General features: G+C 66.1%; 16 protein-coding genes. 2 read left to right on the top strand and 14 right to left on the bottom strand.

Translation table 11 applies throughout. The features are described 5' to 3' along the window. Positions 1–261: 261 nt before the first annotated feature. Positions 262–1599 carry a YhgE/Pip domain-containing protein gene (locus tag MP11Mi_RS00350; protein WP_420040356.1) on the top strand — a complete coding sequence of 446 codons (1338 nt, stop codon included), beginning with the start codon at positions 262–264 and terminating at the stop codon, positions 1597–1599. Positions 1600–1645: 46 nt separating this feature from the next. Here MP11Mi_RS00350 and MP11Mi_RS00345 read toward each other — a convergent pair whose 3' ends face one another. Beyond that, on the bottom strand, positions 1646–2407 hold the full coding sequence (locus MP11Mi_RS00345) for an SDR family NAD(P)-dependent oxidoreductase (protein ID WP_420040355.1): 762 nt from the start codon (positions 2405–2407) through the stop codon (positions 1646–1648). A gap of 122 nt (positions 2408–2529) precedes the next feature. Here MP11Mi_RS00345 and MP11Mi_RS00340 point away from each other — a divergent pair, with 122 nt between their 5' ends. After that, the gene (locus MP11Mi_RS00340) at positions 2530–3360 is read left to right on the top strand and encodes a helix-turn-helix transcriptional regulator (RefSeq protein ID WP_420040354.1); all 831 of its coding nucleotides are present in this window, start codon (positions 2530–2532) and stop codon (positions 3358–3360) included. A gap of 57 nt (positions 3361–3417) precedes the next feature. On the opposite strand, the gene nuoN is transcribed toward MP11Mi_RS00340, so the two are convergent. Genes nuoN through MP11Mi_RS00275 form a run of 13 tightly spaced genes read right to left on the bottom strand, consistent with a single transcriptional unit; the run spans position 3418 to position 18389 of the window. Then, the gene (gene nuoN, locus MP11Mi_RS00335) at positions 3418–5088 is read right to left on the bottom strand and encodes an NADH-quinone oxidoreductase subunit NuoN (protein WP_420040353.1); all 1671 of its coding nucleotides are present in this window, start codon (positions 5086–5088) and stop codon (positions 3418–3420) included. Then, positions 5085–6614, bottom strand: coding sequence for an NADH-quinone oxidoreductase subunit M (locus MP11Mi_RS00330; protein ID WP_420040352.1), 1530 nt, complete (start codon positions 6612–6614; stop codon positions 5085–5087). Before MP11Mi_RS00330 ends, nuoN begins: the two co-directional genes overlap by 4 nt. Continuing rightward, positions 6611–8527, bottom strand: a complete 1917-nt coding sequence (nuoL, locus tag MP11Mi_RS00325) for an NADH-quinone oxidoreductase subunit L (protein ID WP_420040351.1) — start codon at positions 8525–8527, stop codon at positions 6611–6613. Before nuoL ends, MP11Mi_RS00330 begins: the two co-directional genes overlap by 4 nt. 4 nt (positions 8528–8531) lie before the next feature. Then, a complete protein-coding gene (gene nuoK / locus MP11Mi_RS00320) occupies positions 8532–8831 on the bottom strand; it encodes an NADH-quinone oxidoreductase subunit NuoK (protein ID WP_420040350.1) in 300 nt (99 codons plus the stop codon). Further along, positions 8828–9667 (bottom strand): NADH-quinone oxidoreductase subunit J, encoded by an 840-nt coding sequence (locus MP11Mi_RS00315; RefSeq protein ID WP_420040349.1) that lies wholly within the window; start codon positions 9665–9667, stop codon positions 8828–8830. Before MP11Mi_RS00315 ends, nuoK begins: the two co-directional genes overlap by 4 nt. Further along, positions 9664–10173: an NADH-quinone oxidoreductase subunit NuoI gene (nuoI, locus tag MP11Mi_RS00310; RefSeq protein WP_420040348.1), complete on the bottom strand. Its 510-nt coding sequence runs from the start codon at positions 10171–10173 to the stop codon at positions 9664–9666. Before nuoI ends, MP11Mi_RS00315 begins: the two co-directional genes overlap by 4 nt. After that, positions 10173–11489 (bottom strand): NADH-quinone oxidoreductase subunit NuoH, encoded by a 1317-nt coding sequence (nuoH, locus tag MP11Mi_RS00305; protein WP_420040347.1) that lies wholly within the window; start codon positions 11487–11489, stop codon positions 10173–10175. The genes nuoI and nuoH overlap by 1 nt, the downstream gene beginning before the upstream one ends. Then, positions 11486–13843, bottom strand: a complete 2358-nt coding sequence (locus MP11Mi_RS00300; protein ID WP_420040346.1) for an NADH-quinone oxidoreductase subunit G — start codon at positions 13841–13843, stop codon at positions 11486–11488. The genes nuoH and MP11Mi_RS00300 overlap by 4 nt, the downstream gene beginning before the upstream one ends. After that, positions 13840–15183 carry an NADH-quinone oxidoreductase subunit NuoF gene (nuoF, locus tag MP11Mi_RS00295; RefSeq protein WP_420040345.1) on the bottom strand — a complete coding sequence of 448 codons (1344 nt, stop codon included), beginning with the start codon at positions 15181–15183 and terminating at the stop codon, positions 13840–13842. Before nuoF ends, MP11Mi_RS00300 begins: the two co-directional genes overlap by 4 nt. Next, positions 15180–15848: an NADH-quinone oxidoreductase subunit NuoE gene (gene nuoE / locus MP11Mi_RS00290; RefSeq protein WP_420040344.1), complete on the bottom strand. Its 669-nt coding sequence runs from the start codon at positions 15846–15848 to the stop codon at positions 15180–15182. The genes nuoF and nuoE overlap by 4 nt, the downstream gene beginning before the upstream one ends. Further along, the gene (gene nuoD, locus MP11Mi_RS00285; protein ID WP_420040343.1) at positions 15845–17146 is read right to left on the bottom strand and encodes an NADH dehydrogenase (quinone) subunit D; all 1302 of its coding nucleotides are present in this window, start codon (positions 17144–17146) and stop codon (positions 15845–15847) included. Before nuoD ends, nuoE begins: the two co-directional genes overlap by 4 nt. Continuing rightward, a complete protein-coding gene (locus tag MP11Mi_RS00280) occupies positions 17146–17838 on the bottom strand; it encodes an NADH-quinone oxidoreductase subunit C (protein WP_420040342.1) in 693 nt (230 codons plus the stop codon). The genes nuoD and MP11Mi_RS00280 overlap by 1 nt, the downstream gene beginning before the upstream one ends. Further along, positions 17835–18389, bottom strand: coding sequence for a NuoB/complex I 20 kDa subunit family protein (locus MP11Mi_RS00275; RefSeq protein WP_420040341.1), 555 nt, complete (start codon positions 18387–18389; stop codon positions 17835–17837). Before MP11Mi_RS00275 ends, MP11Mi_RS00280 begins: the two co-directional genes overlap by 4 nt. Between the last annotated feature and the right edge of the window lies 1 nt (position 18390).

Below are 18390 nucleotides of genomic sequence, written 5' to 3'. Positions count from 1 at the left end.
TGTGCAGGGGTCAGTGGTCGCGGATTCACATTCCGCAAATCCGACCGAAAAGCCAAGGAACCCAAGGGCTTCCGCCCCCTTAGATTTTGAGATTTGATTCGGTCGTCAAAGAATCACAACTTTTCGCGTTCAAGTTGAGCACCGTGAGCGTGCGTCGGCCCAGTCGACGACTCTGGCGACGCGAGTGAGGTACGACGTCCCCTCGACAGTTCGGTACAGACTTGGGACGAACGTCGGCCAACCCCAACTACGATTCACACCATGACTGACGCCGATGCCGATCAGGCAGCTCCCGCCGAATCCTCCGAGCACGACGAACGCCGCGCCGCGCTGCGGTCCTGGAAACTGTGGCTCGCGCCGGTGATCGCTGTGGTGATCGCGATGGGCGCGATGGCAGGACTGTACCTGAGCAGCATCCTCGACCCCGTTAAGAATCTGAGTTCGTTCCCGATCGCCGTCGTCAACGAAGATCAAGGCGCTACCGGTCCGACCGGACACCAGAACCTCGGCGACACGATGCAAGCGACCATCGAGAAGCAGGTAGACCCTGACAAGGTATCGCTGGAGCGCCTCAGCTGGGCGGATGCGCAGGAAAAGATGCGCGACGGCGACACGTACGGCACCATCCGCGTGCCAGCCGACTTCACCGCTAAGACAATGGCGCTCGCCGAAGGGGCAGTGACCCCCGCACCGGTCGAACGCCCACAGATCATCGTCTACGCGAATCCAAGGTCTGGCACGATGGGCAGCTCACTCGTTACCGCATTGAGCAAAGAAGCGCTCGCTGAGATGAACAAACAGATCGGCGACCAGTTGACGGCAGCAGTCACCAAACAGGTTTCCGCGATGACCCCGCCGCCCACCATCAGCGGCGCTGCCGCGACCATCCTCGCGGCGCCGATCGACATCGTGTCGACGAACTTCGAAGCGCTGCCGTCCGGAACCGGAATGGGACTGTCGGCCTTCTACTTCGCGCTCCTCGTCCTCCTCGCAGGATTCACCGGTGCGATGCTGATCAACTCGCTCGTCGACTCGAGCCTCGGCTACACCGCGTCGGAGATCGGCCCGCGGGTCATCGTGCGTAAGTCACTCGACCTCACCAGAACGTCGGTGCTACTCATCAAATGGTCGATCATGGTCGTCGCGAGCCTCGTCGTGTCGGGTGTGTACGTCGGGATAGCCGCGGCTCTCGACATGCCGATCGACCATGGTTGGGCACTGTGGGCCTACAGCGCACTCGCGGCGTCGGCCGTCGGCATCACGGCGATGGCAGTGATCTCGGCCTTCGGCACCATCGGCCTCCTGATCAACATGTTCTTGTTCATCTTCCTTGGCCTGCCGTCCGCCGGAGCGACGACGCCCATCCAAGCGGCGCCAGGGTTCTTCGCTTGGCTGGCGTCGTTCGAGCCGCTGCACCAGGTGTACGAAGCGATCCGCGCGATCCTCTACTTCGATGCCCGCGGCAGCGCGGGCCTCACCCACGGCCTGATCATGACCGTCGTCGGCCTCGCCATCGGCGTGGCGCTCGGGCTCGGCGTCAACTGGTACTACGACCACAAGGGCCTCTCCCGTGCCACCGTCGCCGAACTGGGGCAGTGAGCCTAGGCGTTACCGGAGTGGCCGGATCAGGTTAGTGTCGCGGTTGTCAGTCCGCGCGGGTGGCGGTGATACCTCCGTCGACCGCGATCGTTGCGCCATGCACGTACGCCGCCTGGTCTGAGGCCAGCCACGCGACCGCGGACGCGATGTCGTCGGGGGTGCCCGGCCGGCCAGCGGGCAGGTTCTGGGTAATACGGCGAACGACGTCGTCGGAGTCGTCGTTGATCGGGGTGCGCGTGGCGCCTGGCGCGACGGTGTTGACGCGCACTCCGTGCTGCCCGAACTCTGCAGCCCAACTGCGAGCGAGCTGCGCTTGCGCTGCCTTCGACGCGGAGTAGAGGCCAACGTACGCGTGACCGACCTCCGCCATCCACGAGCCCACCACGATGATCACGCCCCGACGTTGCGCGGTCATCATGGGCGCCAGTGCGGCGGTGAGGACGTGCGGGGCACGGATGTTGACCGACAGCGTCTCCTCTAAGTCGGCATCGGTCAGGGCGAGCGTGTTCACTGCGGGGCACACCGCAGCGTTGTGGACCAGCAGGTCGATAGTGCCTTCTGCGGCGTCCGTGGCGTCCCTGGCGAAGTCGCGCAGCGTGTCCGGGGCGGCGGTGAGATCCGAAGCGATGAACAGGGCGTCGCCGCCCCTGTCGCGGATCCTCGTCACTACGGCGTCGCCGCGCGCGGTGTCGCGGCCGGTGACGACGACCCGCGCGCCTTCGGCGGCGAGACGGTGGGCGGTGGCGGCGCCGATGCCGCTGGTGGATCCGGTGACGAGTGCCGTGCGGCCGGTGAGTGTCTGGGTCATGTGGCCAGCCAATACCGGATCCGGACAGGGGACCAGTGCGAGCGCTGCCTGGTCACGATACGACCAGGAAGGCTCACTGAATGGCCAGGACGACATCGGAGACGGTCGTTATGCTGGGGAGCGTGCCAGCAGATCGTGCCGCCCTTGGAGCGTTCTTGCGTTCGAGACGGGACCGACTGACCCCTGCGCAGGCTGGGATCCAGCCGTTTCCCGGACCGCGACGGGTTCCCGGACTACGCCGGGAGGAGTTGGCCGTGCTCGCGGGACTCAGCCCAGACCACTACAGCCGCATCGAGCAGGGGCGACAGCCTACGATCAGCGAGGACGTCGTGGACGCGCTGTCGCGTGCCCTCGGCCTCGACGGCATCGAGCGTGAGCACTTCCGTGACCTCGCCGCCCCGGTCAGACGTGCCGTTCGCGACGACAGTGCGCCGCAGCAGGCAGACCCCGGCCTGCTGCGCGTGATGGACAGCCTCGAAGTGCCGGTACTGCTACTCGGCCGCCGTGGCGTGGTCTTGGCCCGCAATGCGCTCCTCGCCGCTGTCCTCGGGGCCCCGATGGAGCCCGGATCGTCGTTTCTGAGTTGGCTTTTCCTCGATGCGCTCGCCCGCGAACGCATCGTGAATTGGGCTGACTTCGCTGCCGCGGCTGTCGGCGCGATGCGATACGAGCTCGGCCGACATCCCGGCGACCGTCGCCTCGCCGCGCTGGTCGCCGAGGTCCGTTCCGCCGATCCTGACGTGGCGCGCTGGTGGGATGACCACGGCGTCACTGACCGCACGTCGGTGGGGAAACGGATCGCGCACCCAGTCGCCGGGCCGCTGGAGTTCGGGATCGAGTCGATCGGGAAGCCCCACGACCCGGAGCAGCGCCTGATTGTCTACACCGTCGAACCGGACTCGACCACCGCGCGGAACCTTCCGCTACTCGCAGCGTGGGAAGCGGTCACCTGATCGTCGCGCCAACAAATGCGGCGCAGCGACCACGCGGGCGAGGTGCGGCGGGGAAACTCAGCCGAGGAAGTGAGTGGAGTCGGCGGTGAGGTCGAGGAGCCATTGGGGGAAGACGCCCAACAACAGCGTCAGACCGGCGCTGATCGCGATCGGGACGGTCGTCAGCGGGCTCGGGGTCAGCACTATCGGGGCGTCGTCGGGCGGGTCGGCGAAGAACATTGTGACGATCACGCGGACGTAGAAGTAGGCGGCGATCGCGCTGCACAGGACGCCGACGATCACCAACGGCCACGAACCCGCATCGCCCGCTGCGGAGAACACCGCGAACTTGGCGATGAAACCGCCGGTCAACGGGATACCCGCGAACGACAGCAGCAACAGCGACATCATCGCGCCCACCAGCGGATGCTGTCGGCCGAGCCCGGCCCACGCCGACAAGTCCGACTCCTCCCGGCCCGCCGCGTCCCGCACCACCGCGAGCAGAGCGAACCCGCCGAACGCCGACACCGCGTACACAGCGACGTAGAACAGTGTCGCGCCGACCGCGTCCGAGGTGATCGTGACCGCGCCGACCAGGGCGAACCCCACATGGCTGACCGACGAATAGGCGAGCATTCGCTTCAGATCGTTTTGCGTCACCGCCATGACCGTCGCGATCACCATCGTCGCGATAGTCACCGTCCACAACGCCGGACGCGCCACATCCGCGAGATCGGGGAATCCGACGTGCAGGACTCGGAGCAGGGCACCGAACGCCGCAGCCTTCGTCGCTGATGCCATCAACGACGTGACCGGTGTCGGCGCACCCTGGTAGACGTCAGGCACCCACGAGCCGAACGGGACCGCGCCGACCTTGAACAACAGACCGACGGCGATCAGGCACAACGCGATGACGCCGAACGTTCGTTCGTCATCAGCGAACAGGGTGGCGCCGATGTCGCGCAGCGCGAGGGAACCGCTCGCGCCGTAGGCGAACGCCGCGCCGAACAAGAAGATCGCCGACGAGAACGCCCCCAACAGGAAGTATTTGAGCGACGCCTCCTGAGACAACAACCGCCGGCGCCGCGCCAACCCGCACAGCACGTACAACGGCAGGGACAAGACTTCCAGCGCGATGAACATGGTCAGTAGATCTCCGCACGACCCGAACAGCATCATGCCGCCGACCGCGAACAACGTCAGCGGATACACCTCAGTCGTCAAGAATCCTGCGCGGCCCGCGGCGAGTTCGTCAGCCGAACCGGGCACCGTCGCACCCGACGGGGTGAACGCATCGGCCGCCAAATCGGCATCGTCGGCGCCGGGCACCTCGTCCGGGCCGCCGCCGACCGCGATTCGTTCGCCCGCGGCGGTACGCACCTCCACCGACGCCCACACCTGGTCGAGCCGTCGTTCGCCCATGAACGCGACCGCACCGAGCGCCACGACCAGCACCACCGCCTGCACGAACAGACCCGGGCCGTCGATCAGGACCGCTCCGCTCATCACCGAGCGGGCGGCAGCCGAATCACCGGACGCGGTGGCGGCGACGAAACCGAGCGCGACCATTGCCGCGACGAGTCCCACGCACGTGAGCGCCAACTGCGCCCGGTAGCGGGCACGCGACGACACGAACGCCTCCACCAGGACGCTGACCACGGCGACACCGAACACGATGAGCATCGGGGAGAGCCGATAATAGTCGATGCTCGGGGTATTGAGCGCGACGACGTCGACGGCTGCAATCATCGGTCACCTCCGTGCACGGTCGAGACACTGACGTCGACGGTCGGATTCACGAAGTCCAGGATCAACCGCGGATAGAAGCCGAGCACGACGAGCGCGACGATCAACGGCACCACGACCACCTTCTCCCGGACTCCCAGATCGGTGATCGGCGACGCCGATTCCCGTACCGGGCCACCCATCATCCGTTGGTAGGTCCACAAGATGTAGACCGCCGACAGGACGAGCGCGACCGACGCGATGATCCCGGCGACCGGGTAGCGCGTGAACGCTCCGATCAGTACCAGGAACTCGCTGACGAACGGTCCGAGACCCGGTAGCGACAACGTGGCGAGCCCGGCGACAAGGAACGTCCCGGCAAGGACGGGCGCGATCTTCTGCACACCCCCGTAGTCGGCGATCAAGGAACTGCCGCGTCTGCTGACGAGGAATCCGGCGATCAGGAACAGTGCCGCCGTCGACACCCCGTGGTTCACCATGTAAAGCGCCGACCCGCTCTGGCCCTGTGCCGTCAACGCGAAGACGCCCAGGACGATGAACCCGAAATGCGAGATCGACGTGTACGCGATCAACCGCATCACGTCGCGCTGCCCGATCGCCATCACCGCGCCATAGACGATGCTGATCACGGCGAGTGTGCACAACAGCGGCGCGAACGTCGACGACGCGTCCGGGAACAGGCCGACACAGAACCGCAGCATCGCGAAGGTGCCGACCTTGTCCATCACCGCCATCATCATCACGGCGGCGGCCGGCGTCGTCGACACCGCGGCGTTCGGCAGCCACGTGTGCAACGGCCACAACGGCGCCTTCACCGCGAACGCGAACACGAACCCGCCGAACAGCAGATTCTGCGTCGTCGCCGACATGTCGAGCGAGCCGTCGGCGATCCCCTGCGAGATCGCGATGAAGTCGAAATCGCCTGCCACTACGAACAATCCGATCACCGCGGCCAACATCACAAGGCCGCCGAGCAGGTTGTAGAGCAGGAACGTGACCGCAGCGCGTGAACGGGCGGGACGCACACCCGGACCGTTCGGACCGAAACCGCCGATCAAGAAATACATCGGGACGAGCATTGCCTCGAAGAAAATGTAGAACAGCAGCACATCCGTTGCGACGAAACTCATCAACACCATCGCCTCGACCGCCAGGAGTAGCGCGACATAGATGTGGACGGACTTTCCGCGCTTCACGCCGTCGACCCGATCGGCGTCACGCCACCCGGCGATCAACAGGAGCGGAGTGAGTGCCACCGTCAACAGGATCAACGAGAGACCCAGGCCGTCGAGGGCGAGCGAATAGCGCGCGCCGAACTCCGGAATCCAACTCACGTCCTCGACCAACTGGAAGCGGTCACCGCCCGAGTCGAAACGGAACGCGACGATCACCGCCCACACCAACACGATCAACGACGCGCCGACACCCGTCGTCTTCGCCTGTACCGCGCGGTCGGCAGGCAGAAACATGACGACCGCCGATGCTACGGCGGGCAGGAGCCACAACACGGTGAGCCAGGGCATCGTCACAGGACGTTCACCACCAATGTGAGAGCGGCGATCACCACGGTCCCCGCCAGCATCGACATCGCATACGACCGCACGAACCCGTTCTGCGCCCGTCTGGTCACCTCCGACGCCTCGGTCACCGCGGCGCCGATACCGGACGGGACAGCGCCGAGACCGTGATCTTCGACGATGACCAGGGCGGACGTCGCGGCAGCGCCCGGACCGGCGATTACCTTCTCGTTAAACGCGTCGCCGTACAGGTCCGCGCGTGCCGCCCGCGTCAGCGCGGACACGTCGTCGGGCGCCGACTCCGGGATGGGTGCCCGACCGTACTTCGCCCACGCGACCGCCGCGCCTGCGACGACGCACACCAGCACAATCACCGTGACCGCCCACGGCGGCATGCCGGCCTCGTGTTCGGGCACCTCGCCGACGACCGGTGCGAGCCAGTCCTTCAACGTCCCGCCGATCGCCAGGAGACCGCCGGCCGCGACCGATCCGACCGCCAACATGATCATCGGCACGGTCATCGAACTGCTCGACTCGTGCGGGTGCGGCTGCCCGCCGTCGATATCGGTTCGCCACCGTCGAGGTCCGAAGAACGTCATCACCACCACGCGCGTCATGTAGAACGCGGTGACCGACGCGCCGATGATCGTCGCGCCGCCGAGCACGACCCCACGGGCGCCGCCCTCGGCGAGTGCCGCCTCGATGATCCCGTCCTTGGAGAAGAAGCCGGAGAACGGCGGGATCCCGATGATCGCGAGATACCCGAGACCGAACGTAACGAAAGTGATCGGCATGACCCGCCACAGCCCGCCGAACCGCCGCATGTCGGTCTCGTCGTCCATCGCATGCATGATCGAACCAGCGCCGAGGAACAGTCCGGCCTTGAAGAACCCGTGCGTCAGCAGGTGCATGATCGCGAACGCGTAGCCGGCCGGCCCGAGTCCCGCCGCCAACACCATGTAGCCGATCTGACTCATCGTCGATGCCGCGAGCGCCTTCTTGATGTCGTCCTTCGCGCAGCCGACGATCGCACCGAACAGCAATGTCACCGCGCCGACCACGACCACAGCGGTCTGCGCGTTCGGCGCGAGATCGAACAGGGGTCCGGACCTGGTGATCAGGTAGACGCCTGCGGTGACCATCGTCGCCGCATGGATGAGTGCGGACACCGGGGTCGGGCCCTCCATCGCGTCACCCAGCCACGCCTGCAACGGCACTTGCGCCGACTTACCGCACGCCGCCAACAACAGCATGAAGCCGATACCGGTGACCGTCGCCTCGCTCGCCGACGACGCCTGCGCGAACACCTCGTCGAAGTTCACCGAACCGAACGTCGAGAACATCAGCATCATCGCGATCGCCAGACCCATGTCGCCGACCCGGTTCATCACGAACGCCTTCTTCGCCGCGGTCGCAGCCGACGGCTTGTACTGCCAGAAACCGATCAACAGGTACGACGCGACACCGACACCCTCCCACCCGAGATACACGCCGAGATAGTTGTTCGACAACACCAGCACCAGCATCGCCGCCACAAACAGATTCAAGTAGGCGAAGAAGCGGTAGCGTTCTGGGTCTTCCCGCATGTAGCCGATCGAATAGACGTGGATCAGCGACCCGACGACGGTGATCAGCAGTACGAAGCACATCGACAATTGGTCGAGACTCATCCCGAAATCGACTCGGAGCTCGCCGACCGGCACCCACGAGTACAGGTCGCTCGACGCAGCCTTGTTCGGGCCGTCTCGACCGATCATCGCGATCCACATGACGATCGCGAGCACCGCCGACACCGACACGAGAGTCGTCGTCAGCAGATGCGCCCACGCCCGTGTACGACGACCGGCGATCAACACCAGGGCGGCGCCCGCCGCGGGCAGGGTCGGAATCAACCAGAGCAGGTGACCGGTGAGCGACTGATCCATTCCGTCACCGCCTCAACAAGTTTGCGTCGTCCACCGAAGCGGAACGCCGGGTACGAAAGATCGTCATGATGATGGCCAGTCCGATCACCACTTCGGCCGCGGCCACCACCATCGTGAAGAACGCGATCACCTGGCCGTCGAAACTGCCGTGCATGCGGGCGAACGTTACGAAAGTCAGATTGGCGGCGTTCAACATCAACTCGACGCACATGAAGACGACGATCGCGTTGCGCCGCAGCAATACTCCCGCGGCACCGATCGCGAAGACGATCGCGGCGAGATACAAGTAATTGGCGGGATTCATGGTCTCGGCTCCACTCGATCCGAGGGTTTCGACGCTGGTGTTCTTGAATCGGGGTGTGAGTCAGCGTCGGGGAGGGCATGTCCGGCGTCGGACAGTGCCCGTGGCGTCAGCCGGTTGTTCACCGAGAGTCGGGACGGACTTCCGTCGGGGAGACGGCCGGGGATGTCGACCGCGTTGTGACGGGCGTACACACCGGGCGCAGGCAGTCCGGTTACCTGGCCGCCGCGCCGGAAACGTTCGACGGACAGCTCACGCTGACCTTGAACAGGCCCGGTCCGCTGACGGTGCGCGAGGACCATCGCGCCGAGCGTCGCCGTGATCAACAACGCACCGGTCAACTCGAACGCCCACAGATAGCGGACGAAGATGATTTCGGCGAGCGCCCGGATGTTGGCGTTGCCGCCGCCCGGAGCCGTCCCGTCGCTCAGATCGGGGGCGCCGACGAACCGGGCGACGGTTGCCGAGCCGATCGCCGCGACCAACAGGACACCGAAACCCAGCGAGAGCCCGATCGCCACGAGCCGCTGGCCGCGGACCGCCTCCACGAGGGAGTCCGACGAGTCGACACCGATCAACATCAGCACGAAGAGGAACAGCATCATCACCGCGCCCGTGTACACGACCACTTGGACGACGCCGAGGAACAAAGCGCCCTGCATCACATAGAACACCGCGAAGATGATCATCGTCATCGCGAGGAACACCGCCGAGTACACGGCCTTCGGACTGAGGACGACGCCGAGCGCGCCAATCACCACGATGACACCGAGAATCCAGAAGGTGACCGCTTCCGTTTCAGACGTCGTCGCCAGACTTGCGGCGAGAGTCGCGCTCATACCTCACCGCGGTAGTAGTCTTCGGGCCGCGTGCCCTCGGCCATCGGGTGTGGCGGCTCCTCCATCGAATCGGTGAGCGGGGCCAGGAGCTGGTCCTTCTCGTAGATCATGCTGTCGCGGTCGGTGCCGACCATCTCGTAGTCGTTTGTCATGGTCAGGGCCCGCGTCGGACATGCTTCGATGCACAAGCCGCAGCCGATGCAACGCAGATAGTTGATCTGGTAGACGCGGCCGTACCGTTCACCGGGCGAATATCGTTCCTCCTCGGTGTTGTCCGCTCCTTCGACGAAGATCGCGTCGGCCGGGCACGACCACGCGCACAACTCGCAGCCGATGCACTTCTCCAACCCGTCGTCGTACCGGTTCAGCTGGTGTCGGCCGTGTGAACGGGGCGGGCCCGGCTTGCGCTCCTCTGGATACTGCTCAGTGATCGGTGTACGGAACATCGACGCGAACGTCGTACCGAATCCGGCGACGGGTTTCAGGCTGTCGGGGATGTCAGGCATCACGGGGCTCCCTTCTGTTCGACGGCGAGTTTGTTCTCCGGAGCACGGTCGGGCCGTAGCGGACCGGGCAGTATCTGACCGGGCAGGGGAGGGACGGGGAAGCCGCCGGCCATCGGGTCGAACGGCTCGGCACCACTCGGCGGGTGGGGAAGGGCACTCGACCTGCGGGTACGGCTCAACCGGCTGATCGCATAGATGAGGAGCACAGTGACGCAGACGCCCGCGGCCGCGAGGACCAATGAGGTCACCAGGTCGGACTGTCCGCGGGTGGCCTGATCGATGACGCCGACTACCATCACCCAGCCGAGGGCGACCGGGATCAGCACCTTCCAACCGAGGTTCATGAACTGGTCGTAGCGCAGGCGTGGCAGCGCTGTCCGCAGCCAGAAGAACATGAACAGGAAGCACCACATCTTCGCGGTGAACCACAGCAGTGGCCACCAACCGGAGTTCGCGCCGTCCCATGCGCTGACCGGCCACGGTGCCTGCCAACCGCCGAGGAACAGCGTGGTGGCCAGCGCGGACACCGTCGCCATGTTCACGTATTCGGCGAGCATGAACATCGCGAACTTGAGCGACGAGTACTCGGTGTGGAAGCCGCCGACGAGTTCCCCTTCGGCCTCGGGGAGATCGAACGGGGCGCGGTTGGTCTCGCCGACCATCGAAATCAGGTAGATCACGAACGCCGGCAAGACCAGCAGAAGGTACCAGTGGTGTCGTTGGCCGCCGACGATCTCCGACGTCGACATCGTCGTTGAGACCAGGAACACCGACGCGAACGAGAGGCCCATCGCGATCTCGTAGGAGATGACTTGAGCCGTCGATCGTAGGCCGCCGAGCAGCGGATACGTCGAACTCGACGCCCAGCCGGCCAAGATAATGCCGTAGACGCCGATCGACGTGATCGCCAGAACGTAGAGGACACCGACAGGGAGATCGGTCAACTGCAGCGGGGTGACGTGCCCGAACACGGATACCTGTGGGCCCATCGGGATGACGGCGAACGCGGTGATCGCCGGGACCACCGCGATGATCGGCGCCAGCAGATAGATCACCTTGTCGACGCCCGCAGGGGTCAGCCCCTCCTTCAACGCGAGCTTCACACCGTCGGCCAACGACTGGAGGAGACCGCCCGGGCCGAGTCGGTTGGGGCCGAGTCGCCGCTGCATGCGCGCCATGACCTTGCGTTCAATGAGGATTCCGGCGAGGACCGTCAGGACGAGGAACACGAAGACGCCGATCGCTTTCGCGAGCATCAGCCACCACGGGTCGTACCCGAAGTCGGCGAGCGTCGGATAGTTGGTGGCCGCGATCATGGCGCACTCCCGATGACGACGGTGTCGCCGGGCTGGGCCCGCAGCGTCGGATACAGCCGTGATCCGGGTGAATTCATCGGCACCCAGACGACTCCGTCGGTCATCTCGGTGACCGCGAGCGGCAGCGTGATGCAGCCGTGGTCAGTCGACACGGCGAGCGACTGCCCCTCGGCGACGCCGACCCGGGCTGCGGTGGCCGCCGACAGCCGCGCGACTGGCGGGCGCGCCGTCCCGGCCAGGTGCGGTTCGCCGTCCTGCATGCGGCCCAAATCGAGAAGCATCCGCCACGAGGCGAGCACCGCGCATCCGGTCTGTAGTTGGGACGGCTCTGCCGCGGCCACTGACTCGGCCGTATGTCGCGGACCCTCCCACGCGCCGACACGGCTGAACTCGTCGTGGATCGCCGCGGCATCGTCACAGTTCAAATCGGTGCCCATCTCGGCGGAGAGTGCGTGCAGCACACGGTGATCCGACAGCGGGACGCTTCCCGACTCGGTAGGCAGCGCGGCCGCGAACGCGCGGGGACGGCCCTCCCAGTCGACGAACGTGCCTGCCTTTTCCGGGACAGCGGCCACCGGCAGCACCACATCGGCGAGAGCAGTCACCGACGACTCCCGCTGTTCCAGACTCACCACGAACGACGCGCCGCGGACCGCGTCGACAGCCGCCGACGGATTGGGCAGGTCGTCGAGTTCGACGCCACCGGCGACGACGGCGTCGAGGTCGCCCGCGGTGAGCGCGTCCAGGATCTGTGATGTGGACCGTCCCGGCCGCGCCGGGATCTCGGCGCCCCAAACCGCGCTGATCTCAGCGCGCGCCCGCTCCGACGACACCGGCCGCCCGGCAGGAAGCAGATTGGGCGCCGCCCCGACGTCGAGGGCTCCGCGTTCACCCGCGCGGCGGGGGATCCAGGCGAGGCGGACACCCGACTCGGCTGCCACGGTCAGTGCGCCCGGGCTGCGCGCGAGACGTTCACCGACCAGGAGGATCGCGCCCGGCTCAGCCAAGAGCACAGTGACGTCACCGCTGCGCAGTGCCCGCGCCTCGTCGCCGGGGACACAGTCGATCAACGTGGCGGACAGCTTTTGCGCTCCCGCGCTGAGTAGCGGCGCGATCGTGTGAACTCGCTGACCGTTGGTCCGCACCGCCTTCCGTAAACGTAGAAAGACGATCGGCGACTCCTCCTCCGGCTCGAACCCGGCGAGCACCACCACCGGCGCGGCTTCGAGGTCGGCGTAGGTGACGCCGACACCGGTGCCGGCGACGCGTGCCGCGAGGAAGTCGGTCTCCTCAAGAGATTCCGCCCGGGACCGGAAGTCGACGTCGGATGTGCCGAGAGTGACGCGCGCGAACTTCCCGTACGCGTATGCGTCTTCGACGGTCGACCGTCCGCCGACCAGGACCCCGACACGCGACGAGGCGAGTGCGCGCGCGGCAACCGCGAGAGCGTGCGGCCACGAGGTCGGGGCGAGGACGCCGTCGTCGCCGCGCACCATCGGGGCGGTTATCCGGTCGCCCGCAGTGACGTAGGCGTGCGCCCACCGGCCCTTGTCGCAGTTCCATTCCTCGTTGACGTCGGGATCATCACCAGCCAAGCGCCGCAACACCTTTCCGCGGCGGTGGTCGGCGCGTTGAGCGCAGCCGGACGCACAGTGCTCGCAGACGCTCGGCGACGACGTCAAGTCGAACGGACGCGACCGAAACCGATACGCGGCGCCGGTGAGCGCACCGACCGGGCAGATCTGGATGGTGTTCCCGGAGAAGTACGACGCGAACGGATCGTCCGCGTACGCCGACACCTGCTGAAGGGCGCCGCGGTCGGCGAGCTCGATCAGCGGATCGCCCGCGATCTGCTCGGAGAATCGCGTGCAGCGCGCGCACAGCACGCAACGTTCACGGTCGAGCAGCACCTCCGACGAGAGAGGGACCGGCTTCGTGTACGTCCGCTTGACGCCGCCGAACCGGGACACTGGCCTGCCCGCCGACATCGCCTGGTTCTGCAGTGGGCACTCGCCGCCCTTATCGCAGGTCGGGCAGTCGAGCGGATGGTTGATGAGCAGCAATTCCATCACCCCGCGCTGGGCCGACGCCGCCTCCAACGACGAATGCTGGGTGCGGACCACCATGTCGGGACTGACCACCGTCGTGCACGACGCCATCGGTTTGCGCATGCCCTCGATCTCGACGAGGCACTGCCTGCACGCGCCGACTGGAGCCAGCAACGGGTGATCGCAGAAGCGAGGGATGTCGACCCCGATCATCTCGGCCGCGCGGATCACTAATGTGCCTTTGGGCACCGAGACCTCGACGTCGTCGATCGTGAGCGTCACCAGGTCGGTTGTCGTTCCCGTCATATCGCACCTCCGCTGGGGAACACCGTCGAGAGCGCCGGGTCGAACGGGCAGCCGGCGTCGCGCAAATGCGCGAGGTACTCGTCGCGGAAGTACCGCAGCGACGACGTGATCGGGCTGCCCGCCCCGTCGCCGAGCGCGCAGAAACTCTTGCCGACGACATTGCCGGTGGTCTCGGCGAGTAGGTCGATGTCGGCTTCGGTCCCCGTCCCGTCCTCGATACGCTGCAAGATCTCGACCAGCCAGTATGTGCCCTCGCGGCACGGTGTGCACTTGCCGCACGACTCGTGTTTGTAGAACTGTGTCCACCGCAGCACCGCGCGCACCACACACGTCGTCTCGTCGAACAATTGGACGGCTTTCGTGCCGAGCATCGAACCGGCCTCGCCGACGCCCTCGTAGTCGAGAGGGACGTCAAGGTGGTCGGCGGTGAACATGGGTGTCGACGACCCGCCCGGCGTCCAGAACTTGAGTTCGTGACCAGCGCGGATTCCGCCCGCGATGGCGAGGAGTTCGCGGAGGGTGACACCGAGCGGCGCCTCGTACTGACCGGGGCGGGTGACGTGACCGGACAGCGAATACAACGTGAATCCAGGTGACTTCTCCGTGCCCATCGCGCGGAACCAGTCGACGCCGTTGCGCAGGATCGACGGGACGCTCGCTATCGACTCAACGTTGTTGACGACGGTCGGACTCGCGTACAGGCCTTCGCTCGCCGGGAACGGCGGTCGCAGCCGTGGCTGGCCGCGTCGGCCTTCGAGAGAATCGAGCAGAGCCGTCTCCTCCCCGCAGATATAGGCGCCCGCGCCCGCATGGACCACGACATCCAGATCGAAACCCGACCCGAAGATGTTCGTGCCGAGAAGTCCAATGTCGTACGCCTCGTCGACCGCGGCCCGTAGCCGACGGATGACCGAGGCGACCTCGCCGCGCACATAGATGAACGCGTGCCGCGCACGGATGGCGTAGGCCGCGATGATCACGCCCTCGACGAGCGTGTGCGGCGTCGCCAGCATGAGCGGCATGTCCTTGCATGTGCCGGGCTCGGACTCGTCGGCATTCACCACGAGATAGTGAGGTTTGGGACGTTCTTCGCGCTGCGGAATGAACGACCACTTGGTGCCGACCGGGAAGCCGGCGCCGCCGCGCCCGCGCAGACCGGACGCCTTGACCAGCTCGATCACGTCGTCGGGGGACATCTGCAACGCAGCCTTGAGGCCCTGATAGCCGTTGCGGCGCACGTAGTTACGCAAGAGCCACGGCTCGTCGTCCGACCAGTACCGGGACAAGACAGGCACCTGGGCGGGCTCGGCGTCGGGGGCCGGGAGGTCGATGGCGATCATGCGTCACCGCCCTGCTCGTCGAGTCCGGCGAGCAGTCGTGCCGTCTGCCGAAATGTGCACAACGACGATGCGCCGCGGCTCGGCGCCGGCGGCGTCCCGGCGCGTAGGGCGTCGACGAGCGCGCCTGCCGACTCCGGTGTCTGAGCGTCGAAGAACTCCCAGTTCACCATCACGACCGGTGCGTGGTCGCACGCCGCGTTGCATTCGATGCGCTCGAATGTCACCGCACCGTCGGTGGTGGTCTCGCCGTCGTCGACGCCGAGCTCGCTGGCCAGGTGTTCGGCGATCGCGTCGCCGCCCATCACGGCGCACAGCGTGTTGGTGCAGACACCGACCAGGTAGTCGCCGGTCGGTTCGCGTCGGTACATCGTGTAAAACGTGGCGACGGACGCGACCTGTGCCGTCGTGAGACGTAGCCGGTCCGCGCAGAACGCGATACCCGCCCGGGTGAGGTAGCCGTCGACGCTCTGCACGAGGTGCAGGAGCGGGAGCAGTGCCGACCGGGACTGCGGGTAGCGCGCGACGATCGCGTCGGCTTCGGTGCGGAGCGTTTCCACGACCTCTGCCGCGAACGTGTCCGGCCCGGTGAATTCGATCGGCGGCGTCGGCTCCGACGTCGAGAACAGGAGCGGAAGTGGCTTGCCCAGCATGGGTTCGGCGCTCATCGGTCGACTCCTCCCATCACCGGATCGATGCTGGCGACGGCGGTGATCACGTCGGCGATCAGACCGCCCTCGCACATGGCGGCGACAGCCTGCAAATTCGTGAACGACGGGTCCCGGAAGTGCACGCGGTACGGGCGTGTCCCGCCGTCGGACACCATGTGGACGCCCAACTCGCCGCGTGGCGACTCGATCGACACATAGCATTGGCCTGCGGGAACCCGCATGCCTTCGGTGACGAGTTTGAAATGGTGGATCAGCGACTCCATCGAGGCGCCCATGATCTCGGCGATGTACTCGGGGGAGTTGCCATAGCCGTCCGGTCCGACCGCGAGGTCAGCGGGCCACGCGAGCTTGCGGTCGGCGATCATCACCGGGCCCGGCGTCAACTTGTCAAGGGCCTGCCGGACGATGCGGATGGACTGCTTCATCTCCTCGATGCGGATCGCATACCGGCCGTACGCGTCGCAGCCGGTGTCCGTCACGACGTCGAAGTCGTACTCCTCGTAGCCGCAGTAGGGTGCGTTCTTACGCAGGTCGTAGGGGAGACCGGTCGAACGGAGCACCGGTCCGGTGATGCCCAGAGCCATGCAGCCGGTCAGATCGAGGTAGCCGACCCCTTTGGTGCGGGCCTTCCAGATGTAGTTCTCGCTCAACAATGCTTCGACCTCGCCGATCTGACTAGGCAACTCGTCGAGGACCGCGCAGATCCGGTCGCCGATTCCGTCGGGGAGGTCGGCGACGACGCCGCCCGGGCGGACGAACGCGTGATTCATGCGCAGCCCGGTGATCTCCTCGAACAGGTCGAGAATCTTCTCCCGGGCGCCGAAGCCGAGGAACATCGGCGTCACCGCGCCTAATTCCATGCCGCCGGTAGCGAGTGCCACCAGGTGCGATGCGATGCGGTTGAGCTCCATCAGGATCACGCGGATCACGTTGGCCCGGACGGGGACGTCGTCGGTGACACCGAGCAGCTTCTCAACCGCCAGGCAGTAGGCGACCTCGTTGAAGAACGGCGACAGATAGTCCATGCGGGTCACGAACGTGACCCCCTGTGTCCACGTACGAAATTCGAGGTTCTTCTCGATCCCGGTGTGTAGGAAGCCAACCCCGCAGCGGGCCTCGGTGACCGTTTCGCCTTCGATCTCCAAGACCAAGCGCAGCACCCCGTGCGTCGACGGATGCTGTGGACCCATGTTGACGACGATCCGTTCATCGGCGGTGCTCGCGGCTGCCCGGTCGGCGACCGCGGAGACGATGTCCTGCCAATCATTTCCCGTCACAGTAAAGGTGTCGGCCATCAGTGATACGACCTCCGCTGATCTGGCGGGGCGATGGTGGCGCCCTTGTATTCGACGGGGATGCCGCCCAACGGATAGTCCTTACGTTGTGGATGCCCGACCCAGTCGTCAGGCATCTCAATGCGCGTTAACGACGGGTGGCCGTCGAAAATCAGTCCGAAGAAGTCGTAGGTCTCGCGCTCGTGCCAATCGGTGGTCGGATAGATCAGGAACAGGCTCGGCAAGTGGGGGTCGTTGTCGGGCGCCGTCGTCTCGAGCGTCACCGCGTGATTGTGGGTGATCGACCGCAGCGGATAGACCGCGTGCAGTTCCCGGCCGGTCTCCTCCGGGTAGTGCACGCCAGACACGCCGAGACACAGCTCGAAGCGCAGGGACGGGTCGTCGCGCAGCGTTGCGGCAACCGCCTGAAGGTGGGTGCGGGCGACGTGGATCGTCATCTCCTCGCGGAAGATCACACACCGGTCGACCGCGTCGTCGAACGCGATGCCGCGGGCGGCGAGAGCGCCAGCCAAGTTGTCGGCGACCTCGTCGAAATAGCCGCCGAACGGCCGGTCCGTTCTCCCCGGCACCGTGATCGGTGCGATGAGTCTGCCGTAACCGGAGGTGTCGCCGGTGTCGGCAGCGCCGAACAAACCGTGTCGGGTCGCGATCACCTCGGGGGTGTCGGGTCCGGTGGACAGCTCCCCGCTCATCGCAGGAGCCCGGTGAACTCGATCGTCGGTGTGGACGCGAGGGCGGCCTGCTCGGCGGCACGGATCGCCTCCTCGCGGTGCACGCCCAACGGCATCTGGCCGATCTGTTCGTGGAGGGTGATGATCGCGTTGAGTAGCGCTTCGGGCCGTGGCGGGCAGCCCGGCAGGTAGATGTCGACCGGGACGACGTGATCGACACCCTGCACGATCGCGTAATTATTGAACATGCCGCCCGACGACGCGCACACGCCCATCGCGAGAACCCATTTCGGTTCGGCCATCTGGTCGTAGATCTGACGGAGCACCGGGGCCATCTTCTGGCTGACGCGGCCTGCGACGATCATCAGATCCGCCTGCCGTGGCGACGCGCGGAAGGCCTCCATGCCGAATCGGGCGATGTCGTAGCGGCCCGAGGTGCTAGCCATCATCTCGATGGCACAGCAAGCGAGTCCGAACGTCGCAGGCCACAGCGATCCGCGACGCATGTAGCCGGCGAGCTTCTCGACAGTGGTCAGGAGTAGACCGCCCGGCAGATTCTCTTCGATTCCCACA

Source organism: Gordonia abscondita, from assembly GCF_032711245.1.
Classification (GTDB): domain Bacteria; phylum Actinomycetota; class Actinomycetes; order Mycobacteriales; family Mycobacteriaceae; genus Gordonia.
The sequence above is the reverse complement of the archived record's forward strand: the minus strand, read 5'-3'. Positions and strand labels throughout refer to the sequence as shown.

Coding starts and splice junctions, on each gene's coding strand:
- MP11Mi_RS00350 (WP_420040356.1), top strand. CDS start 262: ATGACTGACGCCGATGCCGATCAGGCAGCTCCCGCCGAATCCTCCGAG.
- MP11Mi_RS00345 (WP_420040355.1), bottom strand. CDS start 2,407: ATGACCCAGACACTCACCGGCCGCACGGCACTCGTCACCGGATCCACC.
- nuoN (WP_420040353.1), bottom strand. CDS start 5,088: ATGATTGCAGCCGTCGACGTCGTCGCGCTCAATACCCCGAGCATCGAC.
- nuoL (WP_420040351.1), bottom strand. CDS start 8,527: ATGGATCAGTCGCTCACCGGTCACCTGCTCTGGTTGATTCCGACCCTG.
- nuoK (WP_420040350.1), bottom strand. CDS start 8,831: ATGAATCCCGCCAATTACTTGTATCTCGCCGCGATCGTCTTCGCGATC.
- MP11Mi_RS00315 (WP_420040349.1), bottom strand. CDS start 9,667: ATGAGCGCGACTCTCGCCGCAAGTCTGGCGACGACGTCTGAAACGGAA.
- nuoI (WP_420040348.1), bottom strand. CDS start 10,173: ATGCCTGACATCCCCGACAGCCTGAAACCCGTCGCCGGATTCGGTACG.
- nuoH (WP_420040347.1), bottom strand. CDS start 11,489: ATGATCGCGGCCACCAACTATCCGACGCTCGCCGACTTCGGGTACGAC.
- MP11Mi_RS00300 (WP_420040346.1), bottom strand. CDS start 13,843: ATGACGGGAACGACAACCGACCTGGTGACGCTCACGATCGACGACGTC.
- nuoF (WP_420040345.1), bottom strand. CDS start 15,183: ATGATCGCCATCGACCTCCCGGCCCCCGACGCCGAGCCCGCCCAGGTG.
- nuoE (WP_420040344.1), bottom strand. CDS start 15,848: ATGAGCGCCGAACCCATGCTGGGCAAGCCACTTCCGCTCCTGTTCTCG.
- nuoD (WP_420040343.1), bottom strand. CDS start 17,146: ATGGCCGACACCTTTACTGTGACGGGAAATGATTGGCAGGACATCGTC.
- MP11Mi_RS00280 (WP_420040342.1), bottom strand. CDS start 17,838: ATGAGCGGGGAGCTGTCCACCGGACCCGACACCCCCGAGGTGATCGCG.